Raw genomic sequence first — 23,332 nt, forward strand, 5'->3', positions numbered from 1 at the left:
CACCCTTGGAATGCGGTCAAAAGTGGGAGCGGGCTTGCTCGCGAAGGCGTCATTACGGGCGCTGCACAAGTCAGTGTCTGATCAGTTTTTCCCGCACCAACCCGGCCTCCTGCTGATCCAACTCCAGCAACACCTGCTGCTTGCCGGCAATCTCCACCGCCGCCGGCAAACCATCCCGGTACACCAGCCGATTACCGCTCAACGCCGGCACCTTGCTACCCGGCAGCAGCGTACCGACCAGGTTCAGCGGATCCGCCCCACACACGGCAATCAAGCTTCCATCGTGAGGCCGCCGCCGAACTTCCCGCAGCAGCGGAATCGCTTCCGGCAACGCAAACTGTTCCCCCGCCAAACCACTTACAAACCGCCCGCCACGAATCTCGCCCCGGGCCTCCAGCCGGTGGAACGTACGCAGCAATTCGCGCCAACTGGGCAGCCAGTCCGCCTCGCGCTCCAGCAGGCGCCAGAACACCACCCCGTAGCGGCGCAGCAAGGTCATCGCCACATGCTCCAGCGTCTCGGCCGAGTGAGCCCCCGGACGTGTGCCGTCCGCCACCGGCGCCCGCCGTACCAGGGCCCAACGCCCGGCATCGTCCATCCCGCCGACAAACGCGCCACGCCCGCGCCGACTGCTGCGGGCCTGACGTTTGCTCGCCGGCGTGGTCAGGGCGCGCAGGCCGGCAAAACTGTCGGCGTTCGCCATCCCCGCGCCCACCAGTTCCTGCAACGCGGTTTCCAGTTCGCTGCGCAGCAGATGGGCTTCGTGGATCAATTCATCGAAAAACAGCGCGCCGTTTTCCCGCAGCGCCTGATGGACTTTCTGTGCCTTGGGCGACAGCTCGGTGCTGTCCGGCGCTTCGGTCAGTCCACTCCACAATGGCACCTGGCTGCGGGGCAACAGCACCACTGGCGTGCTGCGCAGGGCCGTCGCGCCGGCCTTGTTGCTCAGGCGCGTCCACACCACTTTGCCGCTGCGGCACAAATCGTCCAGCCAGTGGGGCGCGTAATCCTTGATTCGTGCGCTGAGCAAATCGCTGTCCCAGGCCGAAGTGGCTGCGGCGTACCCTTCCAACTGCGCGACGATCTGCGGCAACACGGCGCTGCCCTGGCCGCGGGTACCGTTCGACAGGTGCTGCCAGTCGAACAGAAAACGCATGAAATCCTGCAACGCCACCGGCTCGATTTCCCGGCGCAGGCGCTTGACCGTGTAGCGGTGAATGCGCGCCAGCAGGTGGCGTTCGCACCATTGTTCGGCGCTGGCGCCGGGGCTGAAACGGCCGCGCAGCACGTAGCCTTCGCTCTCCAGCCGCGCGAGTGCCTGTGATACGTCGGCCACCGGCAAGGCCAGGGGCGCGGCGATCTCGATCAGCGTCAATGGGCCATAACCGCTCAGGCGCGCCCGCAGCACTTCCACCAAGGTTTCATCGAAGGTCCAGGGCTCATCGAAACCGGGCAACAGCGGCAGGTCATTCGGGTAGATCGCCGTCAAACAGCTCAAGCGCTCCAGGGCGACCCAAACGGCCTGGCCGGTACCGATCTGCAATCGGCTGGCGCGCCCACCGTCGGCCAGGGCTTGCAGCCATTCTGCCCACTGCGCCGTGACCTCCGATTCGGCAATGCACGCCAAACTCATCAGCGCTTCATGCATCTCGTCCAGGCCATTGGGCGCCGGCCAGGCTTCCTCGCACACACCGGCAATCGCTTCGGCATCCAGCGCACCAAGGTCATCGGTGCTTTGCGGATCGCTCCAGCGCCGGTTGAGCACGGCCTGGGTGCGGCGCTCCTCCAGCGGAGCGTCGTCGAGAAAGGTGTAGGGGCGGGCGCTGAGAATCTCTGCTGCCAGTGGCGACGGCGCCGGCAGATCACGGCTGATCAGGCGGATTTCGCCGCGCTCCATGCGCCGCAACAGGGCCAGCCAGCCTTCGCTGTCCATGGCCTCGTGCAGGCAGTCGTCGAGGGTTTGCTCCACCAGCGGATGCTCGGGCACTTCGCGCTCGCCGGCGAGGTTTTCCAGGCAGGCGATCTGGTCGGGGAACACACTGGCGATCAGGTCTTCACTCTTCATGCGCTGGATCTGCGGCGCCACCTTGCGCCCACCGGTGTAGCGCGGCAATGCCAGGGCCACCCCGGCATTCCAGCGCCAGCGCACGCCGAACAGCGGTGCATCCAGTACCGCCTGGATCAGGATGTGCTCGGCCGTGTTGCTGTTCAGGTAGCGCCACACTTCGTCCAGCTCAAAGCTGTGACTGGTGGACAGCGACAACACGATCGCATCCTCGCTGGCGGCGGCTTGCAGTTCGAAGTTGAAGGTGCGGCAAAACCGCTTGCGCAGCGCCAGGCCCCAGGCGCGGTTGATGCGACTGCCGAACGGCGTGTGGATGATCAATTGGGTGCCACCGGACTCGTCGAAAAACCGTTCCATGATCAACGTGTCCTGGGACGGCAGCGCGCTCAGCGCCAGCCGCGCCCGCGCCAGGTAATCCAGCAGTTGTTCGGCGCTGGCCAGGTTCAGGCCGAGGGTGCCGGTGAGCCAATCGAGCGCCGGTTGCAGGTTACCCGGCGTGGCGCCCAGCAGCGCGTCCAGTTGCCCCTGAAAACGCGCCACGGCAAACGACAACTCCGCGCTGCGCCCCGGTGCTTCGCCGAGCCAGAACGGAATGGTCGGCGGCTGGCCGTGGGCATCCTCGACCCGCACCTTGCCGGGCTCCACTCGCAGGATGCGGTAGGAGGTGTTGCCCAGCTGGAAGATATCGCCGGCGATGCTTTCCACCGCGAAGTCTTCGTTGACGCTGCCGATGTTCAGGCTTTGCGGCTCAAGCAGCACGCTGTAGTCGGCGTTGTCGGGGATGGTGCCGCCGCTGGTCACGGCGGTGAGCTTGGCGCCCCGCCGGCCACGCAGGGTGCGGGTGATGGCGTCGCGGTGCAGGTAGGCGCTGCGCAGGCCCTGGCGCCCGTTGTAGCCTTCGGCGAGCATTTGCAGCATTGCCTGATAGTGACGCTCATCCAGCTCGGCGTAGGGCGAGGCGCGGCGGATCAGCGTGAGCAGGGCCTGTTCCTGCCATTCCTGGCAGCTGACTTCGGCGATGATCTGCTGGGCCAGCACATCCAGCGGCGCAACCGGAATCAGCAAGGTGTCCAGCTCGCCCCGGCGCACGCAGTCGAGGAGGGCGGCGCATTCGATCAGGTCGTCACGGGTGGTGGCGAACAACCGGCCCTTGGGCGTGCCGCCGACCTGATGCCCGGAGCGTCCGACCCGTTGCAGAAAACCGTTGATCGAGCCGGGCGAGCCGATCTGGCACACCAGGTCGACATCGCCGATATCGATCCCCAGTTCCAGCGACGCAGTGGCGATCAACACCTGCAGCTCACCGGCCTTGAGCCGTTGTTCGGCGTCCAGGCGCATTTCCTTCGCGAGGCTGCCGTGGTGGGCGGCGACGGCGGTTTTGCCCAGGCGCTCGCTCAAGTGCCGGGCCAGGCGTTCGGCCAGGCGCCGGGTGTTGACGAAAATCAGCGTGGTGCGGTGTTGCCTGGCCAGTTCGGCGAGGCGGTCGTAGACCAGCTCCCACACGTCGTTGGCCATGACGGCCGACAGCGTCACCGGCGGCACTTCGATATCCAGGTCCCGTGGGCGTGCGTGGCCGATATCGACGATCTCGCAAGGCCGGCCGGTGCCCACCAGAAAGCGCGACACCGCCTCGATGGGCTTTTGCGTGGCGGACAGGCCGATGCGGGTCAGCGGTTCGCTGCACAAACCCTGCAGGCGCTCCAGTGTCAGGGCCATGTGGCTGCCGCGCTTGCTGGCGGCGATGGCGTGGATCTCATCGACGATCACCGTGCGGGTGCTGGCAAGCATCTGCCGGCCGGAATCCGAGCCGAGCAGCACGTAGAGCGATTCCGGGGTGGTGACCAGGATGTGCGGCGGGTGCTTGCGCATCAGGGCGCGGTCTTTCTGTGGGGTGTCGCCGGTGCGCACGGCGGTGCGGATCGCCAGCGGAGGCAGGTCGAGGCGCTGCAAGTGCTCGGTGATGCCGGCCAGCGGGGTTTGCAGGTTGATCTGGATGTCGTTGGAAAGAGCCTTCAGGGGCGAGACGTAGACCACCAGCGTTTGGTCTGGCAGTTGGCCGCCATTGGCCAGGCCTTGGTGCACGAGATCGTCCAGCACGGCGAGAAAAGCAGTCAGGGTCTTGCCGGAGCCGGTGGGTGCGGCGATCAGTGTGGAACGGCGCTGGCGGATCAGCGGCCACGCCTGGGCCTGGGCGGCGGTCACCGACGGGAACGTGCTGCGGAACCAGGTGCTGACGGCGGGGTGGAAACCGTTCAAGACCGTGTCCGTTGATTCTGGAAGGTTCATCCCCAATTTATGCGGCCGGCCCCGGCAACTTGCAACCCCGGGATGCATTCCCTGTGGTGAGGGATCTTGTTGTGGCGAGGGAGCTTGCAGTGGCGAGGGAGCTTGCTCCCGCTGGGCTGCGTAGCGGCCCCAAAAAAGCGGGAGCGCTGCGCACTCCAGCGGGAGCAAGCTCCCTCGCCACAAGAAGCTCCCTGGCCACAGCAAGCTCCCTGACCACTGCAAGGCCCCTAGCCACTGCATGCTCCCTAGCCATAAAAAGGCTCTCTCTGCCTAAAGCCCCCCGGCCGCAATCGGCGGCGCACTTTATAAGTGACGGTTGCGCTACAAACCCGCAAAATGCAACGATTCTGGCAAATGCCAACGGCATGGCTCACAAGCCTGTCGATAATAACCATCGTTCCAAACAGACCGGGCCTGCTCAATCTATGCGAATGCGCCTTATGTTACTGGGCGGCGGGAATGCCCTCGGGCAGGCGCTGATTCGCCTCGGTGCGGAGGAAGACATCGGTTTCCTCGCCCCGCGCCCGCCCCAAGACGGCTGGGATGCCGCGAGCCTCACGCAACTGCTCGACGACACCCGTCCCGATGCCTTGATCAATCTCGCCTATTACTTCGACTGGTTTCAGGCGGAGACGGTCAGCGAGACACGGCTGGCCGCCCAGGAATATGCGATTGAGCGCCTGGCCGAACTGTGCCAGCACCACAGCATCACCCTGCTGCAACCGTCCAGCTACCGGGTGTTCGACGGCTCCCGCGCCACCGCCTACAGCGAGAAAGACGAACCCGTGCCCTTGGGTCTGCGAGGCCAGGCGTTGTGGCGCATCGAGCAGAGCGTACGCGCCACCTGCCCGCAGCACGTGCTGTTGCGTTTCGGCTGGCTGCTGGATGACAGCGTCGACGGCACCCTCGGGCGCTTCCTGGCCCGTGCCGAAAAACCTGATGAGCTGCTGATGGCCGACGACCGCCGGGGCAACCCGACGCCGGTGGACGATGCCGCGCGGGTGATCATTTCGGTGCTCAAGCAACTCGATTGCGCCGCGCCGCTGTGGGGCACCTACCACTACGCCGGCCACGAAGCGACCACCCCGCTGGCGCTGGGGCAGGCGATCCTGACCGAAGCGCGCAACTTCCACCCGCTGGCTGTGGAAGCACCGACCGCCCAGGCCCACGCCGCCCGTCCGGATGCAGCCGACGAGCCGCAACACGCGGTGCTGGCCTGCAAGAAAATCCTCCACACCTTCGGCATCAAGCCACGGGCATGGCGGGCCGGGCTGCCGGCGTTGCTCGACCGGTTCTATCGACACGGTCAAACATAAAAAAGGCGCCTGAAACAGGCGCCTTTTTTTGTGGCGGTGCGCGGACGGTTAAAAGTGATATGTGTTGGCAAGTCGGATGCGCCACGGCATACGAAAAATTTGAAACCTTTGGTGCGCCCGGTCATCCATGCCAATAGGGATTGATTGTGCTTACGGCTCGTTCAGCAAAAGCAAAAGTCTGCATTCAGAAGAAGACTTCGCCCATCCAGCCATGGGCAGCCTAAAAGAGGAGCCCTACCCATCATGGCAACAAACTCTCCGGTGAATGGTTCGCCGCCGCCTCACGATGATGTGTATGAGGAAGCGCACGACCTGCAGTTCGCTTTGAGTGCCGCCGGGCTTGGTATATGGCGCCTGGATTTGACGACGGGCGAGCTGAAGACCTCAGCCACTTGCCGCCTCAACTTCGGACTCGAACCTCACGTACCGTTCAGCTATGAACACATGCAGCGCTTGGTGCACGCCGAAGACAAGCGTCGAGTGGCCGAAGCGTGGGATCGCTCAATCGCTCAACGTGGCGACTACGACGTTCGCTACCGTGTCATCACGCCAATCGGTGAAACTCGCTGGCTGCACGTGTGCGCAAGACCCCGTTATGCCGATGATGGTCTACCCGTCACGATGACGGGAACCGTTCAGGATGTGAGCCAAGAGCAGTCACTTCAGTCGCAGAAGATGGACGCGCTGGGGCGGGTAACAGGCCGAGTGGCTCATGACTTTAATAATCTGCTGACGGTGATACGTTCTTCAGCGGATCTTTTGAAGCGTCCTTCCGTATCGGAAGAGCGGCGGCTGCGCCTGGTAGAAGCCATTTCCGAGGCGGTAAAGCGTGGTTCTCACTTCACCAGCCAATTGCTGTCCTTCGCTCGCAGGCAAACCCTCCATCCCGCACCGCTGGACGTCAATTCAAGCACGTTGGCCATGGCCGATACGATTGCTTTGCGGGTTGGCACAGGCATCCACGTACGCATTGAGTCCACAGCAGCACCCTGCGTTGTTCACGTTGACCCAGAACAGTTTGAAACCGCCATTCTCAATATGCTCATGAATGCCCGAGACGCCATGCCTGATCACGGTGAGGTGGTCATCCGTGTTGAGTCGATGGACCTTATCCCTGCGTCCAATGGTCATGCCCTTATGAACGGAAGTTACGTTGCCGTCTCCATCACAGACAATGGTTCGGGTATCGCACCGCTCAACCTCGACAGAATCTTTGAACCGTTTTTCTCCACCAAAGGCAACGGCCAGGGAACCGGGTTGGGGCTCAGCCAGGTATTTGGTTTTGCCAAGCAGTCGGGGGGAGAGATCAGGGTAGAGAGTCGTCCTGGTCAGGGAAGTACGTTCACGCTTTATTTGCCCCGCGCTTGAACGGGCTGAGTGGATAGCCCGATTGCACAAATGGAGTTAGCATCGTAAACCTTCGGCTCAAGAGCCTGTTGTTCACATCAGGGTTGCATTGTGGAAAAGCTAAATCGCCTTCAAAGCGGAATAGAAGGGCTGGATGCTCTGCTCAAGGGTGGGCTAGTCGCAGGTGCCTCCTACATCATCCAGGGGCGCCCGGGATCCGGTAAAACCATCCTCGCCAATCAGCTGGGGTTTAACCATGCGCGCAATGGGGGCCGTGTACTGGTGGCCACGTTGCTGGCCGAATCCCACGACCGTTTATTTCAGTTCCTCTCGACCCTGAACTTCTTTGATGTTTCCCGGGTGGGGGCTGAAATTCAGTTCGTCAGTGCGTTTGACACCCTTGAGAACGAAGGTCTCGATGAGGTGGTCAAGCTGCTTCGGCGTGAGATCAGTCGCCAGAAGGCCACCGTGTTAGTGGTCGATGGCTTGCTCAATGCACGCTCCAAGGCTGACTCGCCCATCGACACCAAGAAATTCATTTCCGAGCTGCAAGGGCACGCTGCGTTCGCCGGTTGTACGGTGCTGTTTCTCACCAGTTCCCGGTTGGACGACGGCAGTCCCGAGCACACCATGGTTGATGGTGTGATCGAGATGGGTGAAGAGCTTCACGGCAGCCGTTCAGTGCGCCGTATTCAACTGCGCAAGACTCGCGGCAGTGGTGCACTGACCGGATTGCACGAGTGTGAAATCACCGACGATGGCCTGGTAGTTTATCCGCGTCTGGAAAGCCTCTACAGCCATCCGTCTTTACCTGACAGTGCCGATCTGACGCGTATCACCAGCGGCATCGGTTCGCTGGACGCCATCATCGGCGGTGGCCTGCACAGTTCCTCCGTTACCCTCGTCATGGGGCCTTCCGGCGTCGGGAAAACCACGTTGGGGCTCAGGTTTCTCGCAGAGTCGACAGTGGAAGCGCCGGGCCTGCATTTCGGTTTTTATGAAAGCCCGCAGCGGTTACGTCTCAAAGGCCAATCGCTGGGGATTGATATCAAGGGTATGGAAGAAAGTGGTGCGCTGAGTATTGCCTGGCAACCCACGACAGAAGGCCTGATCGACGGTCTCGGCGCACGGCTGCTGAAAATGGTTGAGGAAAAGGGCATCAAGCGCCTGTTCATCGACAGCTTGAGCGGCATGACCCGAGTGTCGACGAACCCGGCACGTATCACTGATTTCTACAGCGCCCTGATGAGCGAGCTTCGTGCCCGTGGCGTAACGGTATTTGCCTCATGGGAGATGCGTGACGTTTTTGGTTCGGAGGTCAGCTCTCCAACCCCGGACCTCTCCAGTATTGTCGATAACCTGCTGTTGATGCGTTTCTTCGAGATTCAATCTGAACTAAGAAGAATGCTTTCGATTCTTAAGGTACGAGACAGCTTCTACGATCCTTCGCTTCTTGAAGTGGTAATCCATGAACACGGCGTTGACTTGAAGAAGGCATCAAGAAATGCATTGGCTGTCGCTGATGATTCCTGGCGGCCGGGCTCAACGTCCAAAGTCTCTGATTCGGGTTGAATTGACATGACCACCATCCTGGTCGTCGACGACGAGTATTTGATCGCTGACATTCTCGGCTATGCGCTGGAGGATGAGGGGTACATGGTCGTAAAAGCGAGCAATGGCCAGAAAGGACTCGAGGTCCTGGAGCGCGAGCGGCCAGCGTTGATCATCACCGATTTCATGATGCCGGTCATGGACGGCCTGGAGTTTGCCGAAGCGGTTCGCGCCCTGCCGGCAGTCAATCACCTGCCCATCATCCTGATCAGCGGAGCCCAGGCTCATATTGGTATGGAGCGGTCGGACTTGTTCAATGCAGTGTTGAAAAAGCCGTTCAACATTGACTTGGTCATCGCTGAAGTTCGCCAACTCCTGGCTGAAGCCTGAATCGCAGCACACGGGCGTGTGCCTGGCTTCTGATTGGCGCTTGCCTCCAGGGGAAGCCTCACAAAAAAGGCCCTGTACAACAGGGCCTTGGGTAGAACCTAGAACTTGTAGCCAATACCGACCATGTACACCATCGGGTCAACATCCACATTCACCTTGGCCCGAGTGCCCTGGCCCAGCGCGTTGTTGTCCACGGTGGCCTTGGTGCTGATGTCGATGTAGCGCGCCTGGGCGTTGATCATCCACTTGTCGTTGATCATGTAGTCCGCACCGATCTGCGCCGCCCAACCCCAGGAGTTTTCCGCCTTGAAGTTGCTGAAGCCGGCCTGCTCGGCGCGGCTGCCGACGTGCTCGTCGTAGATCCAGGTGTAGTTGATACCGGCGCCGATGTACGGCTGGAATACCGACTTGCTGTCCAGCGGGTAGTACACGACGCTCAGGGTCGGTGGCAGGTGCTTCAGCGTACCGAGCTTGCCGTTGGCAGCGCCCAGGGCGGTGTTCTTGATCTTCACATCATGTTCGAACGGCGTGGCCGCCAGCAATTCGATACCCCAGTGGCTGGTGAACATGTAGGCGAAGTTCAAGCCCAGCTGGGTGTCGCTGCTCATGGTCGCCTTGCCGCCCAGGTTGGTCCCGGCCAGCGGGCCCTGGTCAACCTTGACACTGCTGCTGTCCGCTTTCGGGTTGACGGTGATGGCACCGGCGCGAATCAGGATGTCACCCGCTTCGTGAGCGTGGGCAACAGGGGCGACGAGGGCGAGCGCGACAAGCGACGCGCCGAGCAGGGACTTGTTCATGGGAGCTCCAAAGGACGTTATTAATTGCTTGTGTCCAATGGTAAAGATCGTAACGTTCGAGCTTTTGACTCAGCTCAATGAAAGCGCAATCACGGGTTATTCCTGCAACTCGTACACATAGATCTTGTCGGCATCCATCTGGTAGCCGGCATCGGCCAGTTCACTGCTGGACGGTTTGACCTGCATCTGGCCTTCGATCCAGTACGGTTGATACAACTCGTCGAGCTTCACGCCGACTTCGCTTTTCACATGCACGATCTGGTTCGACGGCGGTGGCGGTACATGGATGCACGCGCCGAAATACGGCACCAGCAGGAACTCCGTGGTGCGACCTTCTTCGCTGACTTCCAGCGGCACGATATAACCCGGCAGGCGGATGTGCTTACCGTCCAGGCTCTGTACGACCGGCGCGTTGGGCAGGTCCTGCTTGGCGGCCGGCGCTGACTCCACCGACAACGCATCGGCCATGCCCGACAAGTCGTGCAGCGGTTTCATGTTGGGGATTTCCGGCGGCGCGTCCGGCGGGATCATCTCCTGCCACGACAGGTCCTTGGGCTGGTCTTCAGCCCACACGGGCAGGGCCACCAGTAGTAACAGTGCGAGCACGGCGCGACGCATCAACAGCTTCCTCATAAACGTATCGACAGGCCGTCGGCCAACGATTGCCGGTAGGCGCGCCAGGCTGGCACGCTGCCCATCAGCAGGGCTGCGACGAGAATACCGCCCAACAAAGTCCATTCATATTCGCTCGGCAACGACAGCGGCAGGTCCAGGCCGTAGTTGGCCTGCAAATACCCGCGCGACGCGGCGATGCACACATACAGCAGCCCGACGCCGGCGATCACGCCCGACAATGCCAGGGCGAAGGCTTCGAAGATCAGCAAGGTCGCAATATGCCAGGGCCGCGCGCCCACCGAACGCAGGATTGCCATTTCCCGGCGGCGCTCGTTGAGGCTGGTGAGGATCGCGGTGAGCATGCCGATCAAACCGGTCAGTACCACGAACAGCGAGATCACGAACAGCGCTTTTTCAGCCGTGCCCATCATGCTCCACAGTTCTTGCAGCGCCACGCCCGGCAGGATCGCCAGCATCGGCTCGCCACGGAACTCGTTGATCTCCCGTTGCAGGGCGAAGGTGGAGATCTTGTTGTTCAAACCGAGCATGAACGCGGTGATGGCTTGGGGCGTCAGGTCCATGTTGCGAGCCTGATCGGCGCTGATCCGGCCTTTGCCCTGGGCCGGTACGCCGTTGTGCCAGTCGATGTGAATCGCTTCCATGCCGCCGAGGCTGATATGCAGTGTGCGGTCCACCGGAGTGCCGGTGCGCTTGAGAATGCCGACCACGGTGAACGGCTTGTCATCGTGCTTGACCAGGCTGACCACCGCCACGCCGTGGGCCAGCACCAGCTTGTCGCCGAGCTTGTAATGCAGCGCGTCGGCCACTTCGGCGCCGAGCACCACTTCGAATGGATCGGTGGCGAAGGCGCGGCCGCTGGCCAGTTCCAGGTTCTGCCGGCGGCCGTATTGGTAGTGTTCGAAATAGGATTCGTTGGTGCCCATCACGCGGTAGCCACGGTGGGAGTCGCCGAGGGAAATCGGGATCGCCCATTTTACCTGCGGGTTGGCCGCGAAGTGTTCGTAGCTGTCCCAGCGAATGTTGTTGGTGGCGTTGCCGATGCGGAACACCGAATACAGCAGCAAATTCACCGAGCCGGAGCGCGCGCCGACGATCAGGTCGGTGCCGCTGATGGTGCTGGCGAAGCTGGCGCGGGCTTCGGTGCGTACCCGTTCCACCGCCAGCAACAGGCACACCGACAGGGCGATGGCGAAGGCGGTGAGGATCGCGGTAAAGCGGCGGTTAGCCAGGCTGGCCATGGCTAGTCGAAACAAATACATCTCAAACCTCTGCGGGCGTGGCGGCGCGATTGAGTTCGGCCAGCGACAGGTTGCGGTCGAACAGCGGCGCCAGGCTCTGGTCATGGCTGACGAACAACAGGCTGGCGCCTGCTTCGCGGCATTCGGCGAACAGCAACTGAATGAAGGCTTCCCGGGCGTCGTAGTCCAGGGCCGAGGTCGGCTCGTCGGCGATCACCAGCTCCGGCTGGCCGATCAGCGCACGGGCAGCGGCCACCCGTTGTTGCTGGCCGATGGACAGGGAGTCGGCGCGGCGCTCCAGCAGGCTCTTGTCCTTCAGGCCCAGGTGGGCGAGCAAGGTCGCGGCAGCCTGGTCGACGCTGCCGTGACGCTGGATTGCCCGCTGTGCCCGTAACGTTGAAAAGTGGCAGGGCAACTCGACGTTCTCGCGCACCGAGAGAAACGGCAACAGGTTGAACTGCTGGAAGATGTAGCCGGTGTGGTCGACCCGGAAACGGTCGCGGGCGCCGGCCGAGAGTTCGGTCAGTTCCTGGCCGAGCAGGCGAATACTGCCGCGACTGGGCTTTTGCACACCACCCAACAGGCCCAGCAGGGTGGTCTTGCCACTGCCGCTGGGGCCCTTGAGGAACAGGGTTTCCCCCGGCTCCAGGCTGAACGTGGGGATGTCCAGCAACTGTGGGTGACCGGGCCAATTGAAGCCCAGGTCAGACAGTTCGATAAGTGCTTGGGTCATAGGGAGGTCAGTGGTCTGGCTCGATTTGGATGATGACACCGATCAACTGTAGGAGCTGGCTTGCCTGCGATGGCATCACCGCGGTGTTTCTGGAGCACCGCGGCGTCTGCATCGCAGGCAAGCCAGCTCCTACAGTGTGGTGTTTACATCAGAATTTCAGGGTGGCTGCTGTGGCCGTCGCTTCCACACCCTGCTGGCCGCTCGGGCCAATGAGTTGTACCTGAATTTTCTGGGTGGCGGGGAAGGTCTTGAACACCTGGGTCAGGTCGAGGTTGCTCAGGGCGGTCGGCGTGGCGCAAGTGAACTGGTAGTGAGCGTGGATTTCGCTGTGGTCGTGGTGATGTTCGTGGGCGGCGGCGCCTTTGCCATCGGTGGCGTGGTCGTCATCGTCTTCATCGTGGTCGGCTTCAGGCTTGTCGCCGAACAGCGGGCTGTTCAGTTCCTGGGTGCTGATCACGCAACCGGCGGCCTTGGGCAGGCTGAACAGCACCAAGGGTTGCTCCAGTTGCTTACGGGCGGCGGCGACCTTGGCTTTGTCGGCAGGGGTGGTGGCGAGGTGTTCGAAGCCCACCAGGTTCATCGCCGGGCTGTCCAGTTCCAGCTCCAGGGCCTGGCCGTCGAGCACCGCATTGAGGCGACCCACGCCGTGTTCGTGGGCACCGAGGCTGCCGTGCTCGTGATCATGGTCGTGCTCGTCGGCAGCGTGGGCGATGGCCAGTGGCAACAGGGCAAACGGCAAAGCGAGCAGCAAACGGCGCATGGTGGAGCTCCCGGACAAAGATGAAAGTTTTGTTATGTGATCTTATAACAATTTTGCGAGGAGTTTGACCGCCTGCTTGGCGTAGCGCAAGACGCGTGGGAGCATGCTCGTCAGAAAAGTGCGGGAGTAAGTGCGATGTTGAGAATTCGTGGAACCGTCGGTGACCTGCCGGTGGACTTGACCCTGGAGCTGGATGACGGCGACTGGGCCCGGCTGGGTGCGCAGTTGCAGGCCAGCAAAACCCCGAGTGCGGAACCGGTAGTGACGCCGGCGGCGGGTAACCTGGACGAGAGCCTGTGGCAGGCCGCCCAGGATTTGCTGCGCAAGGCCGGGCAACTCAACGGCCTGGAATTGCTTGATCAGCTGGAAGGCCTGGCCGGCAGCGCCTCGGCGGGCAAGCGCCTGCTGGTGCGCCTGCGCCATAGCGCCAAGGTCAAGGTAGCCAGCGGCGGGGATACGCCACTGTACAGCTGGATCGAGTAAGGCTTAATACAGCGCGGCGAACAGCTTGCGGCGGTACACGGTGACCAGCGGATGATCGTTGCCGAGCAGTTCGAACACCTGCAACAGCGTCTTGTGGGGCAGGCCTTCGCTGTAGCTGCGGTTGCGGATGAACAGCTTGAGCAAGCCATCCAGCGCGGCGTCGTATTGCTGGCGCGCCAGTTGTTGCACGGCCAGTTGGTACACCGCCGCGTCATCCTGCGGGTTTTGCGCCAGGCGGGCTTTCAGGTCTGCGGCGTCCGGCAGGTCGGCGGCCTGGCGCAGGAAAGTGATCTGCGCCTTGGCGCCGGCCAGTGCGGCCTTGTGATCATCGCTCTTGACGGCGTCGAGCACGGTTTGCGCTTCGCCCAGTTCACCGCGCTCGGCCAGGCAGCGTGCGTACAGGATCAGCGCGGCGGCGTTGGTGTTGTCTTCGCCAAGCAGGGTGACCAGCACGGCCTCGGCGTCGGTGATACGGCCTTCGGCAAACAGCGCCTGGGCCTGCTCCAGTGGATCGGCAGCCGCCGGTGGTGGCATCTGCACATGGGGTTCCAGCATCGCGCGCACGGCGGATTCAGGCTGCGCACCGGCAAACCCATCCACTGGCTGGCCATCCTTGAACAGCACCACGGTCGGCAGGCTGCGAATGCCAAAGCGCGAGACCACGTCCGGCTCGGCATCGCAATCGACCTTGGCCAGCAGCAACTCACCCTGATAACTCTCGGCAATCTGCGCGAGCATCGGCATCAACGCCTTGCACGGCGCGCACCACTCGGCCCAGAAATCCACCAGCACGGGTTTTTCGAAGGAGTTCTGGATCACCGCCTGATCGAAGGTGGCGGTGGTGGCATCGAAGATGTACGGCGTGGGCTCACTCATGGGGAATCTCGAAGAAAGCAGGGGATGGGGCAACTATAAGGGTTGGTGGGGTTAGCTGAAAGCGGGGCGGTCTCAGGATCGCAATCGCAGGCAAGCCAGCTCCCACAGGGGAATGCATTTCAAATGTGGGAGCGGGCTTGCCCGCGATGCTCTCAAGCGCGCTGCGAATGGTACAGGCTCACCTTGCGAAACTCCCACGGCTCGGCCAGGTCGGGCAGTGTCAGGGCGTCGAGGATACCCAGGCGCTGATACTCCGGGTGCTGGAAGTCCCGAACCCGGGAATCGGCGACCAGCGCTTCGCGGCCGCGTGTCAGGAATTGATCCAGCAGCGGCAGGTTCGCCCGGTCGTACAGCACATCGGCGACCAGGATCAGGTCAAACCGGTCGGCTTCGGTGAAGAAGTCATCTGAATAGCCCAGTGTTACGCCGTTGAGTTCGGCATTCGCCCGGCAGGCAGCCAGGGCCAGCGGATCCAGGTCGCACGCCACCACTTCCAAAGCGCCGGCTTTTACCGCAGCAATCCCGGCAACACCCGAACCTGCGCCGAAATCCAGCACCCGCTTACCCGCGACCCACTCGGGGTTGGCCGCCAGGTATCGCGCCAGCGCCAGGCCACTGGCCCAGCAAAAGCTCCAGTACGGCGGCTCATGCAGGATGCGCCGGGTTTCTTCGGGGCTGAAGGCGCGGTCCATGTTGTCGGCGTCCAGTAACCACAGCGACAACTCGGTGCCTGGCAGCGGGCAGGGCACCAGTTGGGCGTCGCCGATCAGTTCGCTCAGTGCGCGTTGCAGGTCCAGCGGTGGCGTCATGGTGCGGGAACGAGTTGCAGCGGCCCGGTGGTCTGGGTGATCGCCTGGGTGATGCGCACCGGCGGCAGGTGCAGGATCAACTGGCCGGACTGGCTGGCGCGACCACGCAATTCAACGCGCCCGCCCGCCGGGAACGCTTGCGGGTTGAAGCGCAGGCGGAAGGCCAGGGGCTTGTTGTTGCCGATCAGCACGCTGCTGGCCAGCAGTTGTTGCGGGCGCGAACGGTCGTCGATCACCAGCAGCGCCAGTTCGACTTCGGCACCCGCCGGTATACCGTTCAATTGGCCGCTGACTTCACGCTGGTAGGCGGGCAACGGGCCGAGATCTTCTTCCACACCCGGCAGTTTTTTCTCTTGTTGCGGTGCCGGAGCCGGCGCCGCAGGTTTTGGGGCATGGCTGCTGCAGGCGACCAGAAAACCGAGCAACGTGAGCAAAACAAGTGGTCGTAACTGCATGTACGGCTCCAGAAAGGACAAAATCCGTGGCTTAAAAAATATGAAACATAATAGTCAGCCTATATACCGTAAAGGCTATGGCTTGTCTTGCCACAGGGATGCGCTACCATGGCCCTCCCATTTTTTGTTGCCTGCCACCATGCACTGTCCCTTCTGCGGTGCCAACGACACCAAGGTCATTGACTCGCGTCTGGTCGCCGAGGGCGAACAGGTGCGTCGCCGGCGTGAATGCCTGGCCTCTGGCTGCGGTGAACGTTTCACCACCTTCGAAACCGCCGAACTGGTATTGCCACGTCTGATCAAGACCGACGGCAGTCGCCAGCCCTTCGACGAAGAAAAACTGCGCGCCGGAATGCAGCGCGCCCTGGAAAAACGCCCGGTGAGTGTCGAGCGGCTGGAAGCGGCACTGGTGCATATCAAGCACAAGCTGCGCGCCACCGGCGAGCGCGAAGTCAAATCCCTGGTGGTTGGAGAACTGGTGATGGGCGAGCTGCAAAAGCTCGACGAAGTCGCCTATATCCGTTTCGCCTCGGTGTATCGACGCTTCCAGGACCTCAACGAGTTCCGCGAAGAGATCGACCGCCTGGCCCGTGAGCCGGTAAAAGAATGAACCCACCTTCGGCAGAACAAGCGGTACTCGACGCCCATTACATGGCCCGTGCCCTGGAATTGGCGCGCAAGGGCCTGTACACCACCCACCCCAACCCCCGGGTTGGCTGCGTGATCGTGCGTGACGGGCAGGTTGTCGGCGAAGGCTGGCACGTGCGCACCGGCGAACCCCATGCGGAAGTCCATGCCCTGCGGGCAGCGGGCGACAAGGCCCGGGGCGCCACGGCCTACGTGACCCTTGAACCGTGCAGCCACCACGGGCACACACCGCCGTGCGCCGATGCCTTGGTGAATGCCGGCCTGGCCCGTGTGGTGGCAGCGATGCAGGACCCGAATCCGGAAGTCGCCGGGCGTGGCATGCGCCGCCTGGCCCAGGCCGGGATCGAGACCCACAGCGGCTTGCTGGAAAACGAAGCGCGGGCGCTTAACCCGGGCTTTCTCAAGCGCATGGAGCATGGCCTGCCGTTTGTGCGGGTCAAGTTGGCCATGAGCCTGGACGGTCGCACCGCGATGGCCAACGGCGAAAGCCAATGGATCACCGGCCCGGCCGCCCGTGCCGCTGTGCAGCGCCTGCGTGCCCAGGCCAGTGTGGTGCTGACCGGCGCCGACACGGTGCTGGCCGATGGTGCTCGCCTGACCGTGCGCGCCGCCGAACTGGGCCTGGATGAAGAAACCACCGCCCTGGCGATGTCCCGTCCGCCGCTGCGTGTGCTGATCGACGGCCGCCTGCGGGTGCCGCTGAATGCGCCGTTCTTCAAGGCTGGCCCCGCGCTGGTCATCACCTGCGTGACGCCGGACAACCAGTACCCCACAGGCCCCGAGTGCCTGGTGGTGCCGGGTGTCGACGGCCAGGTCGACCTGCGTTCCGCGCTGGTGGCCCTGGCGGCCCGTGGTGTCAACGAAGTGTTGGTGGAAGCCGGCCCAAGCCTGGCGGGTGCCTTCGCCCAGCAAGGGCTGGTGGACGAGTACGTGATATTCGTCGCCGGCAAGTTTCTTGGCTCTGCCGCCCGGCCTTTGCTGGACTGGCCGCTTGAGAAACTGGCCGACGCCCCCCAACTCAAGATCACTGAAATGCGCGCTGTTGGCGATGACTGGAGAGTCACTGCCATCCCTCTGCCATCAGCGAGCGTATAATTCCCGGCCTGCGCCACGTCTTCAGGAGAACGGCATGTTCACCGGCATTATCGAATCCATCGGCAGCATCCGTGCAATGACCCCAAAAGGCGGCGATGTACGCCTGCTGGTTGAAACCGGCAAGCTCGACCTGAGCGACGTCAAACTGGGCGACAGCATCGCCGTCAGCGGTGTGTGCCTGACCGTCATCGAGTTGCCTGGCAACGGCTTTGCCGCCGATGTCAGCCGGGAAACCCTGGACTGCACCGCGATGAACGACCTCAAGAGCGGCAGCCCGGTGAACCTGGAAAAAGCCCTGACCCCGACCACACGCCTCGGTGGGCACCTGGTCAGCGGCCACGTCGACGGTGTCGGCGAAGTGGTTGCCCGCAGCGAAAACGCGCGTGCCGTGGAATTTCGCATTCGCGCACCGAAAGAGCTGGCCAAGTACATCGCCCACAAAGGCTCGATCACCGTCGACGGCACGAGCCTGACGGTGAACGCCGTGAATGGCGCCGAATTTGAACTGACCATCATTCCCCACACCCTGAGCGAAACGATCATGGCGTCGTACCAGCCGGGTCGCCGGGTGAACCTGGAAGTGGACTTGCTTGCCCGTTACCTGGAGCGCCTGTTGTTGGGCGATAAGGCCGCAGAGTCTGACTCTCTTCAAGGGCCCGCCGGGAACATCACTGAAAGTTTTTTAGCCGCTAACGGCTACCTTAAATCCTGACCCAAGGGGGTGCCGCGTGGCGCTCAACAGCATCGAAGAACTGGTTGAAGACATCCGCCAAGGCAAGATGGTCATCCTCATGGATGACGAAGACCGCGAGAACGAAGGCGACCTGATCATGGCCGCCGAGTGCTGCCAGCCGGAACACATCAACTTCATGGCCAAGCACGCCCGTGGCCTGATCTGCATGCCGATGAGCCGCGAGCGCTGCGAGCTGCTGAAGCTGCCGTTGATGGCGCCGCGCAATGGTTCCGGGTTTGGCACCAAGTTCACCGTGTCCATCGAAGCCACCACCGGTGTCACCACTGGCATCTCCGCTGCTGACCGCGCCCGCACCGTACAAGCCGCTGCCGCGAAAGACGCCAAGGCCGAAGACATCGTCAGCCCGGGCCACATCTTCCCGCTGATGGCCCAGCCGGGTGGCACCCTGGCTCGCGCCGGCCACACCGAAGCGGCCTGCGACCTGGCGCGCATGGCCGGTTTCGAGCCGAGCGGTGTGATCTGCGAAGTGATGAACGACGACGGCACCATGTCCCGTCGCGCCGAGCTGGAAGAATTTGCCGCGCTGCACAACATCAAGATCGGCACCATTGCCGACCTGATCCACTACCGGATGATCCACGAACGTACCGTTCAGCGGATTGCCGAGCAGCCGCTGGACAGCGAACTGGGCCAGTTCAACCTGGTGACCTATCGTGATTCCGTGGAAGGCGACGTGCACATGGCCCTGACCCTGGGCACCATCTGCGCTGAAGAGCCAACCCTGGTGCGGGTGCACAACATGGACCCGCTGCGCGACCTGCTGATGGTCAAGCAACCGGGGCGCTGGAGCCTGCGGGCCGCGATGTCCGCGGTGTCCGAGGCCGGCAGCGGTGTGGTGTTGCTGCTGGGCCATCCGCTGGATGGCGACGTGCTGCTGGCGCATATCCGCGAAACCGCCGACCACGCGCCGGTGAAAAAACCGACCACCTACAGCATCGTCGGGGCCGGTTCGCAGATCCTGCGGGACCTGGGCGTGCGCAAAATGCGCCTGATGAGTGCGCCAATGAAATTTAATGCCATATCCGGTTTCGACCTGGAAGTAGTAGAATACGTGCCCTCCGAATAAAGGCCGGCGTTGTTTGCCCCTTGTTCGCGGTTCAAATATCACTGAGGGGCGCGCACTAAGCGCGTCCCGGCTCTTTAAGAGATTTGTCGAATGACCCTGAAGACCATCGAAGGTACCTTCATCGCCCCCAAAGGCCGCTATGCCCTGGTGGTTGGCCGCTTCAACAGCTTCGTGGTTGAAAGCCTGGTAAGCGGTGCCGTGGATGCCCTGGTTCGCCACGGTGTGAGCGAAAGCGACATCACTATCATCCGCGCTCCTGGCGCCTTCGAAATTCCACTGGTTGCGCAGAAAGTTGCACAGCAGGGTGAATACGCGGCGATCATCGCCCTGGGCGCGGTCATTCGTGGCGGCACTCCGCACTTCGAATACGTGGCTGGCGAATGCACCAAGGGCCTGGCCCAAGTGTCCATGGAGTTCGGCGTGCCGGTCGCCTTTGGCGTGCTGACCGTTGATTCCATCGAACAAGCCATCGAGCGTTCCGGCACCAAGGCCGGCAACAAAGGTGCTGAAGCTGCCCTGTCCGCCCTGGAAATGGTCAGCCTGCTGGCGCAGTTGGAGGCCAAGTGATTAGCGACGACAGCGATCAGTTCAACCCCCAGGACCCGCGCCCGGCAGACGCCGGCAAGCCATCGAAAAGCGAAAAGCGTCGTTCGGCCCGCCAGCTCGCGACCCAGGCTTTGTACCAGCGCCACATGGCGAAAACCTCGCTGAACGAAATCGAGGCGCAGTTTCGCGTCGACAACGATTTCAGCGCGGCCGATGCCAGCTACTTCCACGACATCCTGCACGGTGTTCCGGCCAACCTGGCGGAGATCGACGCTGCACTGACGCCGTGCCTGGACCTGGCGATCGAAGAGCTGGACCCGGTTGAACTGGCCGTACTGCGCCTGTCCACCTGGGAACTGCTCAAGCGCGTCGACGTGCCTTACCGCGTTGTGATCAACGAAGGGATCGAACTGGCGAAAGTCTACGGTTCCACCGACGGTCACAAGTTCGTCAACGGCGTGCTCGACAAGCTGGCCCCGCGCCTGCGTGAAGCCGAAGTGAAGGCGTACAAGCGCTAACTGGCGCTTGCTGACGCAATGGGCGAGTTTGAGCTGATCCGCAACTACTTCGCCGCCGCGCCCTGTGCGCAGGGCGGCGAAGGCATTGCACTGGGGATTGGCGACGACTGCGCCTTGCTGGCTGTTCCTCCCGGGGAACAGCTGGCGATTTCTACCGATACCCTGGTGGCCGGCGTGCATTTTGCCGACCCCTGCGATCCGTTTCTGCTCGGCCAGCGCTCGCTGGCCGTGGCAGTCAGCGATCTGGCGGCCATGGGCGCCAATCCCCTCGCGTTTACCCTTGCCCTCACCACCCCGACGGTTGATGCCGATTGGCTGCAACGCTATGCCCAGGGCTTGAACGCCATGGCGCAGGGTTGTGGCGTGGTTCTGGTGGGCGGCGACACCACCCGTGGGCCGCTGAGCCTGACCATGACCGTGTTTGGCCGGGTGCCGGCGGGCCAGGCCTTGACCCGCAGCGGCGCGCGGCCCGGCGACTTGCTGTGTGTGGGCGGTGAGCTGGGTAACGCAGCGGGCGCCTTGCCGCTGGTGCTGGGGCAGCGCACGGCGGAGGCGGCTATCGCCGAGCCGCTGCTGGCCCATTACTGGTCGCCGCAACCGCAGTTGGCGCTGGGCTTGGCGTTGCGGGGCAAGGCCACGTCTGCCATGGATATTTCCGACGGCCTTTTGGCTGATTGCGGGCATATCGCCAAGGCGTCGGCTGTCAGCTTGTTGATCGAGCAGCAAAAACTGCCGTTGTCCGCCGCCTTGCTGGCGTTCGTCGGTGAGGCGGATGCCCGGGTGGCCGCGTTGAGCGGGGGGGACGACTACGTACTGGCGTTCACCTTGCCGCCCGCCGAACTGGCGCCGCTGTTGGCCGCCGGTGTACCGGTCCATGTAATCGGCCGGGTCGAGGCGGGGCAGGGCGTTACCCTGCTGGATGCGTCTGGCCAGGACGTCACGCCGGCCATTCGTGGCTATCAACATTTCTGAAAGGCATAGAACCAAGCTGAAGGCCAATCGAACCTATTGATCTTTATCAGCGATAATTCAGCTTAAGCGTCTGTAGGAACCTACTGTTACAATCCCTCCCCTGTGAAATCTGAAATCAGGAGCACAAGGTGCCCGTCGTTTTCGTCGCCGCTTCCAAGCTGCCAACCCCTTTTGCCACGTTCACCATGAATGGCTTTCTTGAAGAAGCCACCGGGCGCGAACACGTTGTTCTCAGCCTCGGTGACGTGGCGGACGGTGCCCCGGTCCTCGGTCGCGTGCACTCCGAGTGCCTGACCGGCGATGCGCTGTTCAGCCAGCGCTGTGACTGCGGCTCACAACTGGAAGCCGCCCTGCAGGCCATCGCCCGCGAAGGCCGTGGCGTGTTGCTGTACCTGCGTCAGGAAGGCCGTGGCATTGGCCTGCTGAACAAGATCCGCGCCTATGAGCTGCAAGATGGCGGCGCCGACACTGTGGAAGCCAACGAGCGCCTCGGTTTTGCCGCTGACCAGCGCGACTATGGGATCTGCCTGCCGATGCTCCAGCACCTGGGCGTCAAATCCCTGCGCCTGATGACCAACAACCCGCGCAAGGTCAAAGCCTTGACCGACATGGGCATCACCGTCGCCGAGCGCGTGCCGCTGCACACCGGCCACAACCCGCACAACAAGCTCTACCTGGCCACCAAGGCCAGCAAGCTCGACCACATGATGGGCAACGAGCACCAGGGCGAGGCCGACCGGGCGTGACGCGCGGCCAGGTCAAGCGGCGGCTGTCGTTTAACTGGTGGCAATACCTGGCGTTGGCGTTGGTGCCGTTGTTTGTGATCAACCTGGTGTTTGGCAAGGCCGAGCCCTTGCTGCCGGTGCTGGCGATGCCGTTTTTTATCGCCGGCGTAGCCTCGATGTTTGTCAGCCTGCGTTACTTCCACGGCTATAAACACGCGCTGATCGCCACCGGCAAAGCCCTCGATACCCCTGAAGAGCCGGCTGCCTGGATCACCCTCGCGGCCCGCCGTCGTGTGGCGTTGCTGGTGGCTGCACTGCCGGCCTGGGTCGGCGCGCTGGCAGTGTTTGTCGGGCTGGAAGCGGTGCCGCTGTTTCTGTTGGCACTGTCGACCCTGGTGCTGTTCTACCTCTACCGCATCCCGCGCCAGTTGGGTTGATGCGCGTCTGGCTGGCGGTGTGGCTGCTGGTTGTCGCGGCCCAGGCTGCGGCGGTCGAGCGGGTGGTCAGCCTTGCGCCTTCGTTGTCTGAAATCGTCGTTGAACTGGGCGCCGCCGATTTGCTGGTGGGCGTGCTGGATGGCGGCGAGCGGCCACAGGCGTTGGCGAACGTGCCGTCTGTGGGCAACTACGGGCAGTTGGACATGGAGCGGCTGCTCAGCCTCAAGCCCGACCTGATCCTGCTTTGGCCCGGCAGCGTCGGCCCGGGCCAGCGTGAACAGCTGCAACGCCTGAACATCCCGGTATTTGTCGCCGAACCCCACAGCCTCGAACAACTCACCTCACAGGTCGAAACCATTGCCCGGCAACTCGGGCGGGATGACGCCGGCCGGCAATTGGCCGCGCAGTTGCGTCAGCGCTTGGTCGAATTGCGCTCGCGCTATCAGCGGGCCGAGCCGTTGCGGGTGTTTTATCAGGTGTGGAACCAGCCGCTGTACACCGTGGGTGGCGGGCAGATCATCAGCGATGCGCTGAGTGTGTGCGGCGCGCGCAATGTGTTCGATGACCTGAAATTACCGGCACCGCAGGTCAGTATTGAGTCGGTGTTGCAGCGTAATCCCGAGGTGATTCTGGCGGGCGATCAAGCGCAGCTGGATGCCTGGAAAGCCTGGCCCCAGGTGGCGGCGGTGGCTGGCGGGCGTTTGCTGGTGGTGCCTGACAAGGGCCTGGAACGGCCCAGCGGGCAGATGCTGCAGGCGGTGGCGCGGTTGTGTCAGGTTCTTGCTCCGGGGCTGTGAGACCGCTATCGCAGGCACGCCAGCTCCCACAT

The 23,332-nt window shown here is 62.8% G+C and carries 24 protein-coding genes; 15 read left to right on the forward strand and 9 right to left on the reverse strand.

Features of this window, described 5'->3' with window-relative positions:
* Positions 1-70: 70 nt before the first annotated feature.
* Positions 71-4,351 (reverse strand): DEAD/DEAH box helicase, encoded by a 4,281-nt coding sequence (locus tag HX814_RS18025; RefSeq protein ID WP_177008881.1) that lies wholly within the window; start codon positions 4,349-4,351, stop codon positions 71-73.
* Positions 4,352-4,776: 425 nt separating this feature from the next.
* On the opposite strand from HX814_RS18025, the gene HX814_RS18030 reads away from it, so the two are divergent.
* From HX814_RS18030 to HX814_RS18045, 4 genes are all read left to right on the forward strand, one after another.
* Positions 4,777-5,667, forward strand: coding sequence for a sugar nucleotide-binding protein (locus tag HX814_RS18030; RefSeq protein WP_008436463.1), 891 nt, complete (start codon positions 4,777-4,779; stop codon positions 5,665-5,667).
* Positions 5,668-5,910: 243 nt separating this feature from the next.
* Positions 5,911-7,035 carry an ATP-binding protein gene (locus tag HX814_RS18035; RefSeq protein WP_177008880.1) on the forward strand — a complete coding sequence of 375 codons (1,125 nt, stop codon included), beginning with the start codon at positions 5,911-5,913 and terminating at the stop codon, positions 7,033-7,035.
* Positions 7,036-7,125: 90 nt separating this feature from the next.
* A complete protein-coding gene (locus tag HX814_RS18040; RefSeq protein ID WP_177008879.1) occupies positions 7,126-8,586 on the forward strand; it encodes an ATPase domain-containing protein in 1,461 nt (486 codons plus the stop codon).
* A gap of 6 nt (positions 8,587-8,592) precedes the next feature.
* On the forward strand, positions 8,593-8,955 hold the full coding sequence (locus HX814_RS18045) for a response regulator (RefSeq protein WP_177008878.1): 363 nt from the start codon (positions 8,593-8,595) through the stop codon (positions 8,953-8,955).
* A gap of 98 nt (positions 8,956-9,053) precedes the next feature.
* On the opposite strand, the gene HX814_RS18050 is transcribed toward HX814_RS18045, so the two are convergent.
* From HX814_RS18050 to HX814_RS18070, 5 genes are all read right to left on the reverse strand, one after another.
* Positions 9,054-9,752: an OmpW family protein gene (locus HX814_RS18050; RefSeq protein WP_102369992.1), complete on the reverse strand. Its 699-nt coding sequence runs from the start codon at positions 9,750-9,752 to the stop codon at positions 9,054-9,056.
* Between the two features lie 96 nt (positions 9,753-9,848).
* A complete protein-coding gene (locus HX814_RS18055; protein WP_102369991.1) occupies positions 9,849-10,370 on the reverse strand; it encodes a DUF3299 domain-containing protein in 522 nt (173 codons plus the stop codon).
* Between the two features lie 11 nt (positions 10,371-10,381).
* On the reverse strand, positions 10,382-11,647 hold the full coding sequence (locus HX814_RS18060) for an ABC transporter permease (protein WP_003210004.1): 1,266 nt from the start codon (positions 11,645-11,647) through the stop codon (positions 10,382-10,384).
* 1 nt (position 11,648) lies between these two features.
* The gene (locus HX814_RS18065) at positions 11,649-12,359 is read right to left on the reverse strand and encodes an ABC transporter ATP-binding protein (protein WP_177008877.1); all 711 of its coding nucleotides are present in this window, start codon (positions 12,357-12,359) and stop codon (positions 11,649-11,651) included.
* Between the two features lie 148 nt (positions 12,360-12,507).
* Complete coding sequence (locus tag HX814_RS18070; RefSeq protein WP_177008876.1) at positions 12,508-13,119, reverse strand: DUF2796 domain-containing protein; 612 nt, start codon at positions 13,117-13,119, stop codon at positions 12,508-12,510.
* A gap of 135 nt (positions 13,120-13,254) precedes the next feature.
* Between HX814_RS18070 and HX814_RS18075 the strand changes: the two genes are divergently transcribed.
* On the forward strand, positions 13,255-13,602 hold the full coding sequence (locus HX814_RS18075; protein ID WP_003209997.1) for a hypothetical protein: 348 nt from the start codon (positions 13,255-13,257) through the stop codon (positions 13,600-13,602).
* Positions 13,603-13,605: 3 nt separating this feature from the next.
* On the opposite strand, the gene trxA is transcribed toward HX814_RS18075, so the two are convergent.
* The 3 genes from trxA to HX814_RS18090 all read right to left on the reverse strand — a co-directional run bounded on the left by trxA (position 13,606) and on the right by HX814_RS18090 (position 15,742).
* On the reverse strand, positions 13,606-14,478 hold the full coding sequence (gene trxA, locus HX814_RS18080; RefSeq protein ID WP_177008875.1) for a thioredoxin: 873 nt from the start codon (positions 14,476-14,478) through the stop codon (positions 13,606-13,608).
* A 152-nt stretch (positions 14,479-14,630) separates the two neighbouring features.
* The gene (locus tag HX814_RS18085; protein WP_177008874.1) at positions 14,631-15,287 is read right to left on the reverse strand and encodes a methyltransferase; all 657 of its coding nucleotides are present in this window, start codon (positions 15,285-15,287) and stop codon (positions 14,631-14,633) included.
* Positions 15,284-15,742 (reverse strand): YbaY family lipoprotein, encoded by a 459-nt coding sequence (locus HX814_RS18090; protein WP_003209991.1) that lies wholly within the window; start codon positions 15,740-15,742, stop codon positions 15,284-15,286. The genes HX814_RS18085 and HX814_RS18090 overlap by 4 nt, the downstream gene beginning before the upstream one ends.
* Positions 15,743-15,881: 139 nt before the next feature.
* Here HX814_RS18090 and nrdR point away from each other — a divergent pair, with 139 nt between their 5' ends.
* The 10 genes from nrdR (at position 15,882) to HX814_RS18140 (ending at position 23,300) form a co-directional block, all read left to right on the forward strand.
* Positions 15,882-16,352, forward strand: a complete 471-nt coding sequence (nrdR, locus tag HX814_RS18095; RefSeq protein ID WP_003209990.1) for a transcriptional regulator NrdR — start codon at positions 15,882-15,884, stop codon at positions 16,350-16,352.
* Positions 16,349-17,485 (forward strand): bifunctional diaminohydroxyphosphoribosylaminopyrimidine deaminase/5-amino-6-(5-phosphoribosylamino)uracil reductase RibD, encoded by a 1,137-nt coding sequence (ribD, locus tag HX814_RS18100; protein ID WP_003209989.1) that lies wholly within the window; start codon positions 16,349-16,351, stop codon positions 17,483-17,485. Before nrdR ends, ribD begins: the two co-directional genes overlap by 4 nt.
* 34 nt (positions 17,486-17,519) lie before the next feature.
* Entirely contained in the window at positions 17,520-18,197 is a 678-nt protein-coding gene (locus tag HX814_RS18105) for a riboflavin synthase (RefSeq protein ID WP_003209988.1), read from the forward strand.
* Between the two features lie 16 nt (positions 18,198-18,213).
* Positions 18,214-19,305, forward strand: coding sequence for a bifunctional 3,4-dihydroxy-2-butanone-4-phosphate synthase/GTP cyclohydrolase II (gene ribBA / locus HX814_RS18110; protein ID WP_003209987.1), 1,092 nt, complete (start codon positions 18,214-18,216; stop codon positions 19,303-19,305).
* 90 nt (positions 19,306-19,395) lie between these two features.
* Positions 19,396-19,872: a 6,7-dimethyl-8-ribityllumazine synthase gene (ribE, locus tag HX814_RS18115; protein WP_003209986.1), complete on the forward strand. Its 477-nt coding sequence runs from the start codon at positions 19,396-19,398 to the stop codon at positions 19,870-19,872.
* A complete protein-coding gene (nusB, locus tag HX814_RS18120; protein ID WP_003209985.1) occupies positions 19,869-20,369 on the forward strand; it encodes a transcription antitermination factor NusB in 501 nt (166 codons plus the stop codon). The genes ribE and nusB overlap by 4 nt, the downstream gene beginning before the upstream one ends.
* 18 nt (positions 20,370-20,387) lie before the next feature.
* Positions 20,388-21,341, forward strand: coding sequence for a thiamine-phosphate kinase (gene thiL / locus HX814_RS18125; RefSeq protein WP_087692351.1), 954 nt, complete (start codon positions 20,388-20,390; stop codon positions 21,339-21,341).
* Positions 21,342-21,469: 128 nt separating this feature from the next.
* Positions 21,470-22,087: a GTP cyclohydrolase II gene (ribA, locus tag HX814_RS18130; RefSeq protein ID WP_003209983.1), complete on the forward strand. Its 618-nt coding sequence runs from the start codon at positions 21,470-21,472 to the stop codon at positions 22,085-22,087.
* Entirely contained in the window at positions 22,084-22,503 is a 420-nt protein-coding gene (locus HX814_RS18135) for a nuclear FMR1 interacting 1 family protein (RefSeq protein WP_003209980.1), read from the forward strand. The genes ribA and HX814_RS18135 overlap by 4 nt, the downstream gene beginning before the upstream one ends.
* Positions 22,503-23,300, forward strand: coding sequence for a cobalamin-binding protein (locus HX814_RS18140; RefSeq protein ID WP_177008873.1), 798 nt, complete (start codon positions 22,503-22,505; stop codon positions 23,298-23,300). The genes HX814_RS18135 and HX814_RS18140 overlap by 1 nt, the downstream gene beginning before the upstream one ends.
* Positions 23,301-23,332 lie beyond the last annotated feature (32 nt).

The sequence above is a fragment of the Pseudomonas sp. C8002 genome (assembly GCF_013385765.1).
In the GTDB taxonomy this organism is placed as follows: domain Bacteria; phylum Pseudomonadota; class Gammaproteobacteria; order Pseudomonadales; family Pseudomonadaceae; genus Aquipseudomonas.

What these genes read in the sequence shown, in the direction of transcription:
- HX814_RS18075 (WP_003209997.1), top strand. Translation starts at nt 13,255, where the DNA reads ATGTTGAGAATTCGTGGAACCGTCGGTGACCTGCCGGTGGACTTGACC.
- nrdR (WP_003209990.1), top strand. Translation starts at nt 15,882, where the DNA reads ATGCACTGTCCCTTCTGCGGTGCCAACGACACCAAGGTCATTGACTCG.
- HX814_RS18105 (WP_003209988.1), top strand. Translation starts at nt 17,520, where the DNA reads ATGTTCACCGGCATTATCGAATCCATCGGCAGCATCCGTGCAATGACC.
- HX814_RS18045 (WP_177008878.1), top strand. Translation starts at nt 8,593, where the DNA reads ATGACCACCATCCTGGTCGTCGACGACGAGTATTTGATCGCTGACATT.
- ribD (WP_003209989.1), top strand. Translation starts at nt 16,349, where the DNA reads ATGAACCCACCTTCGGCAGAACAAGCGGTACTCGACGCCCATTACATG.
- HX814_RS18030 (WP_008436463.1), top strand. Translation starts at nt 4,777, where the DNA reads ATGCGAATGCGCCTTATGTTACTGGGCGGCGGGAATGCCCTCGGGCAG.
- thiL (WP_087692351.1), top strand. Translation starts at nt 20,388, where the DNA reads ATGGGCGAGTTTGAGCTGATCCGCAACTACTTCGCCGCCGCGCCCTGT.
- trxA (WP_177008875.1), bottom strand. Translation starts at nt 14,478, where the DNA reads ATGAGTGAGCCCACGCCGTACATCTTCGATGCCACCACCGCCACCTTC.
- HX814_RS18070 (WP_177008876.1), bottom strand. Translation starts at nt 13,119, where the DNA reads ATGCGCCGTTTGCTGCTCGCTTTGCCGTTTGCCCTGTTGCCACTGGCC.
- HX814_RS18065 (WP_177008877.1), bottom strand. Translation starts at nt 12,359, where the DNA reads ATGACCCAAGCACTTATCGAACTGTCTGACCTGGGCTTCAATTGGCCC.
- HX814_RS18140 (WP_177008873.1), top strand. Translation starts at nt 22,503, where the DNA reads ATGCGCGTCTGGCTGGCGGTGTGGCTGCTGGTTGTCGCGGCCCAGGCT.
- HX814_RS18085 (WP_177008874.1), bottom strand. Translation starts at nt 15,287, where the DNA reads ATGACGCCACCGCTGGACCTGCAACGCGCACTGAGCGAACTGATCGGC.
- HX814_RS18060 (WP_003210004.1), bottom strand. Translation starts at nt 11,647, where the DNA reads ATGTATTTGTTTCGACTAGCCATGGCCAGCCTGGCTAACCGCCGCTTT.
- HX814_RS18025 (WP_177008881.1), bottom strand. Translation starts at nt 4,351, where the DNA reads ATGAACCTTCCAGAATCAACGGACACGGTCTTGAACGGTTTCCACCCC.
- HX814_RS18090 (WP_003209991.1), bottom strand. Translation starts at nt 15,742, where the DNA reads ATGCAGTTACGACCACTTGTTTTGCTCACGTTGCTCGGTTTTCTGGTC.
- HX814_RS18055 (WP_102369991.1), bottom strand. Translation starts at nt 10,370, where the DNA reads ATGCGTCGCGCCGTGCTCGCACTGTTACTACTGGTGGCCCTGCCCGTG.
- HX814_RS18035 (WP_177008880.1), top strand. Translation starts at nt 5,911, where the DNA reads ATGGCAACAAACTCTCCGGTGAATGGTTCGCCGCCGCCTCACGATGAT.
- ribE (WP_003209986.1), top strand. Translation starts at nt 19,396, where the DNA reads ATGACCCTGAAGACCATCGAAGGTACCTTCATCGCCCCCAAAGGCCGC.
- HX814_RS18050 (WP_102369992.1), bottom strand. Translation starts at nt 9,752, where the DNA reads ATGAACAAGTCCCTGCTCGGCGCGTCGCTTGTCGCGCTCGCCCTCGTC.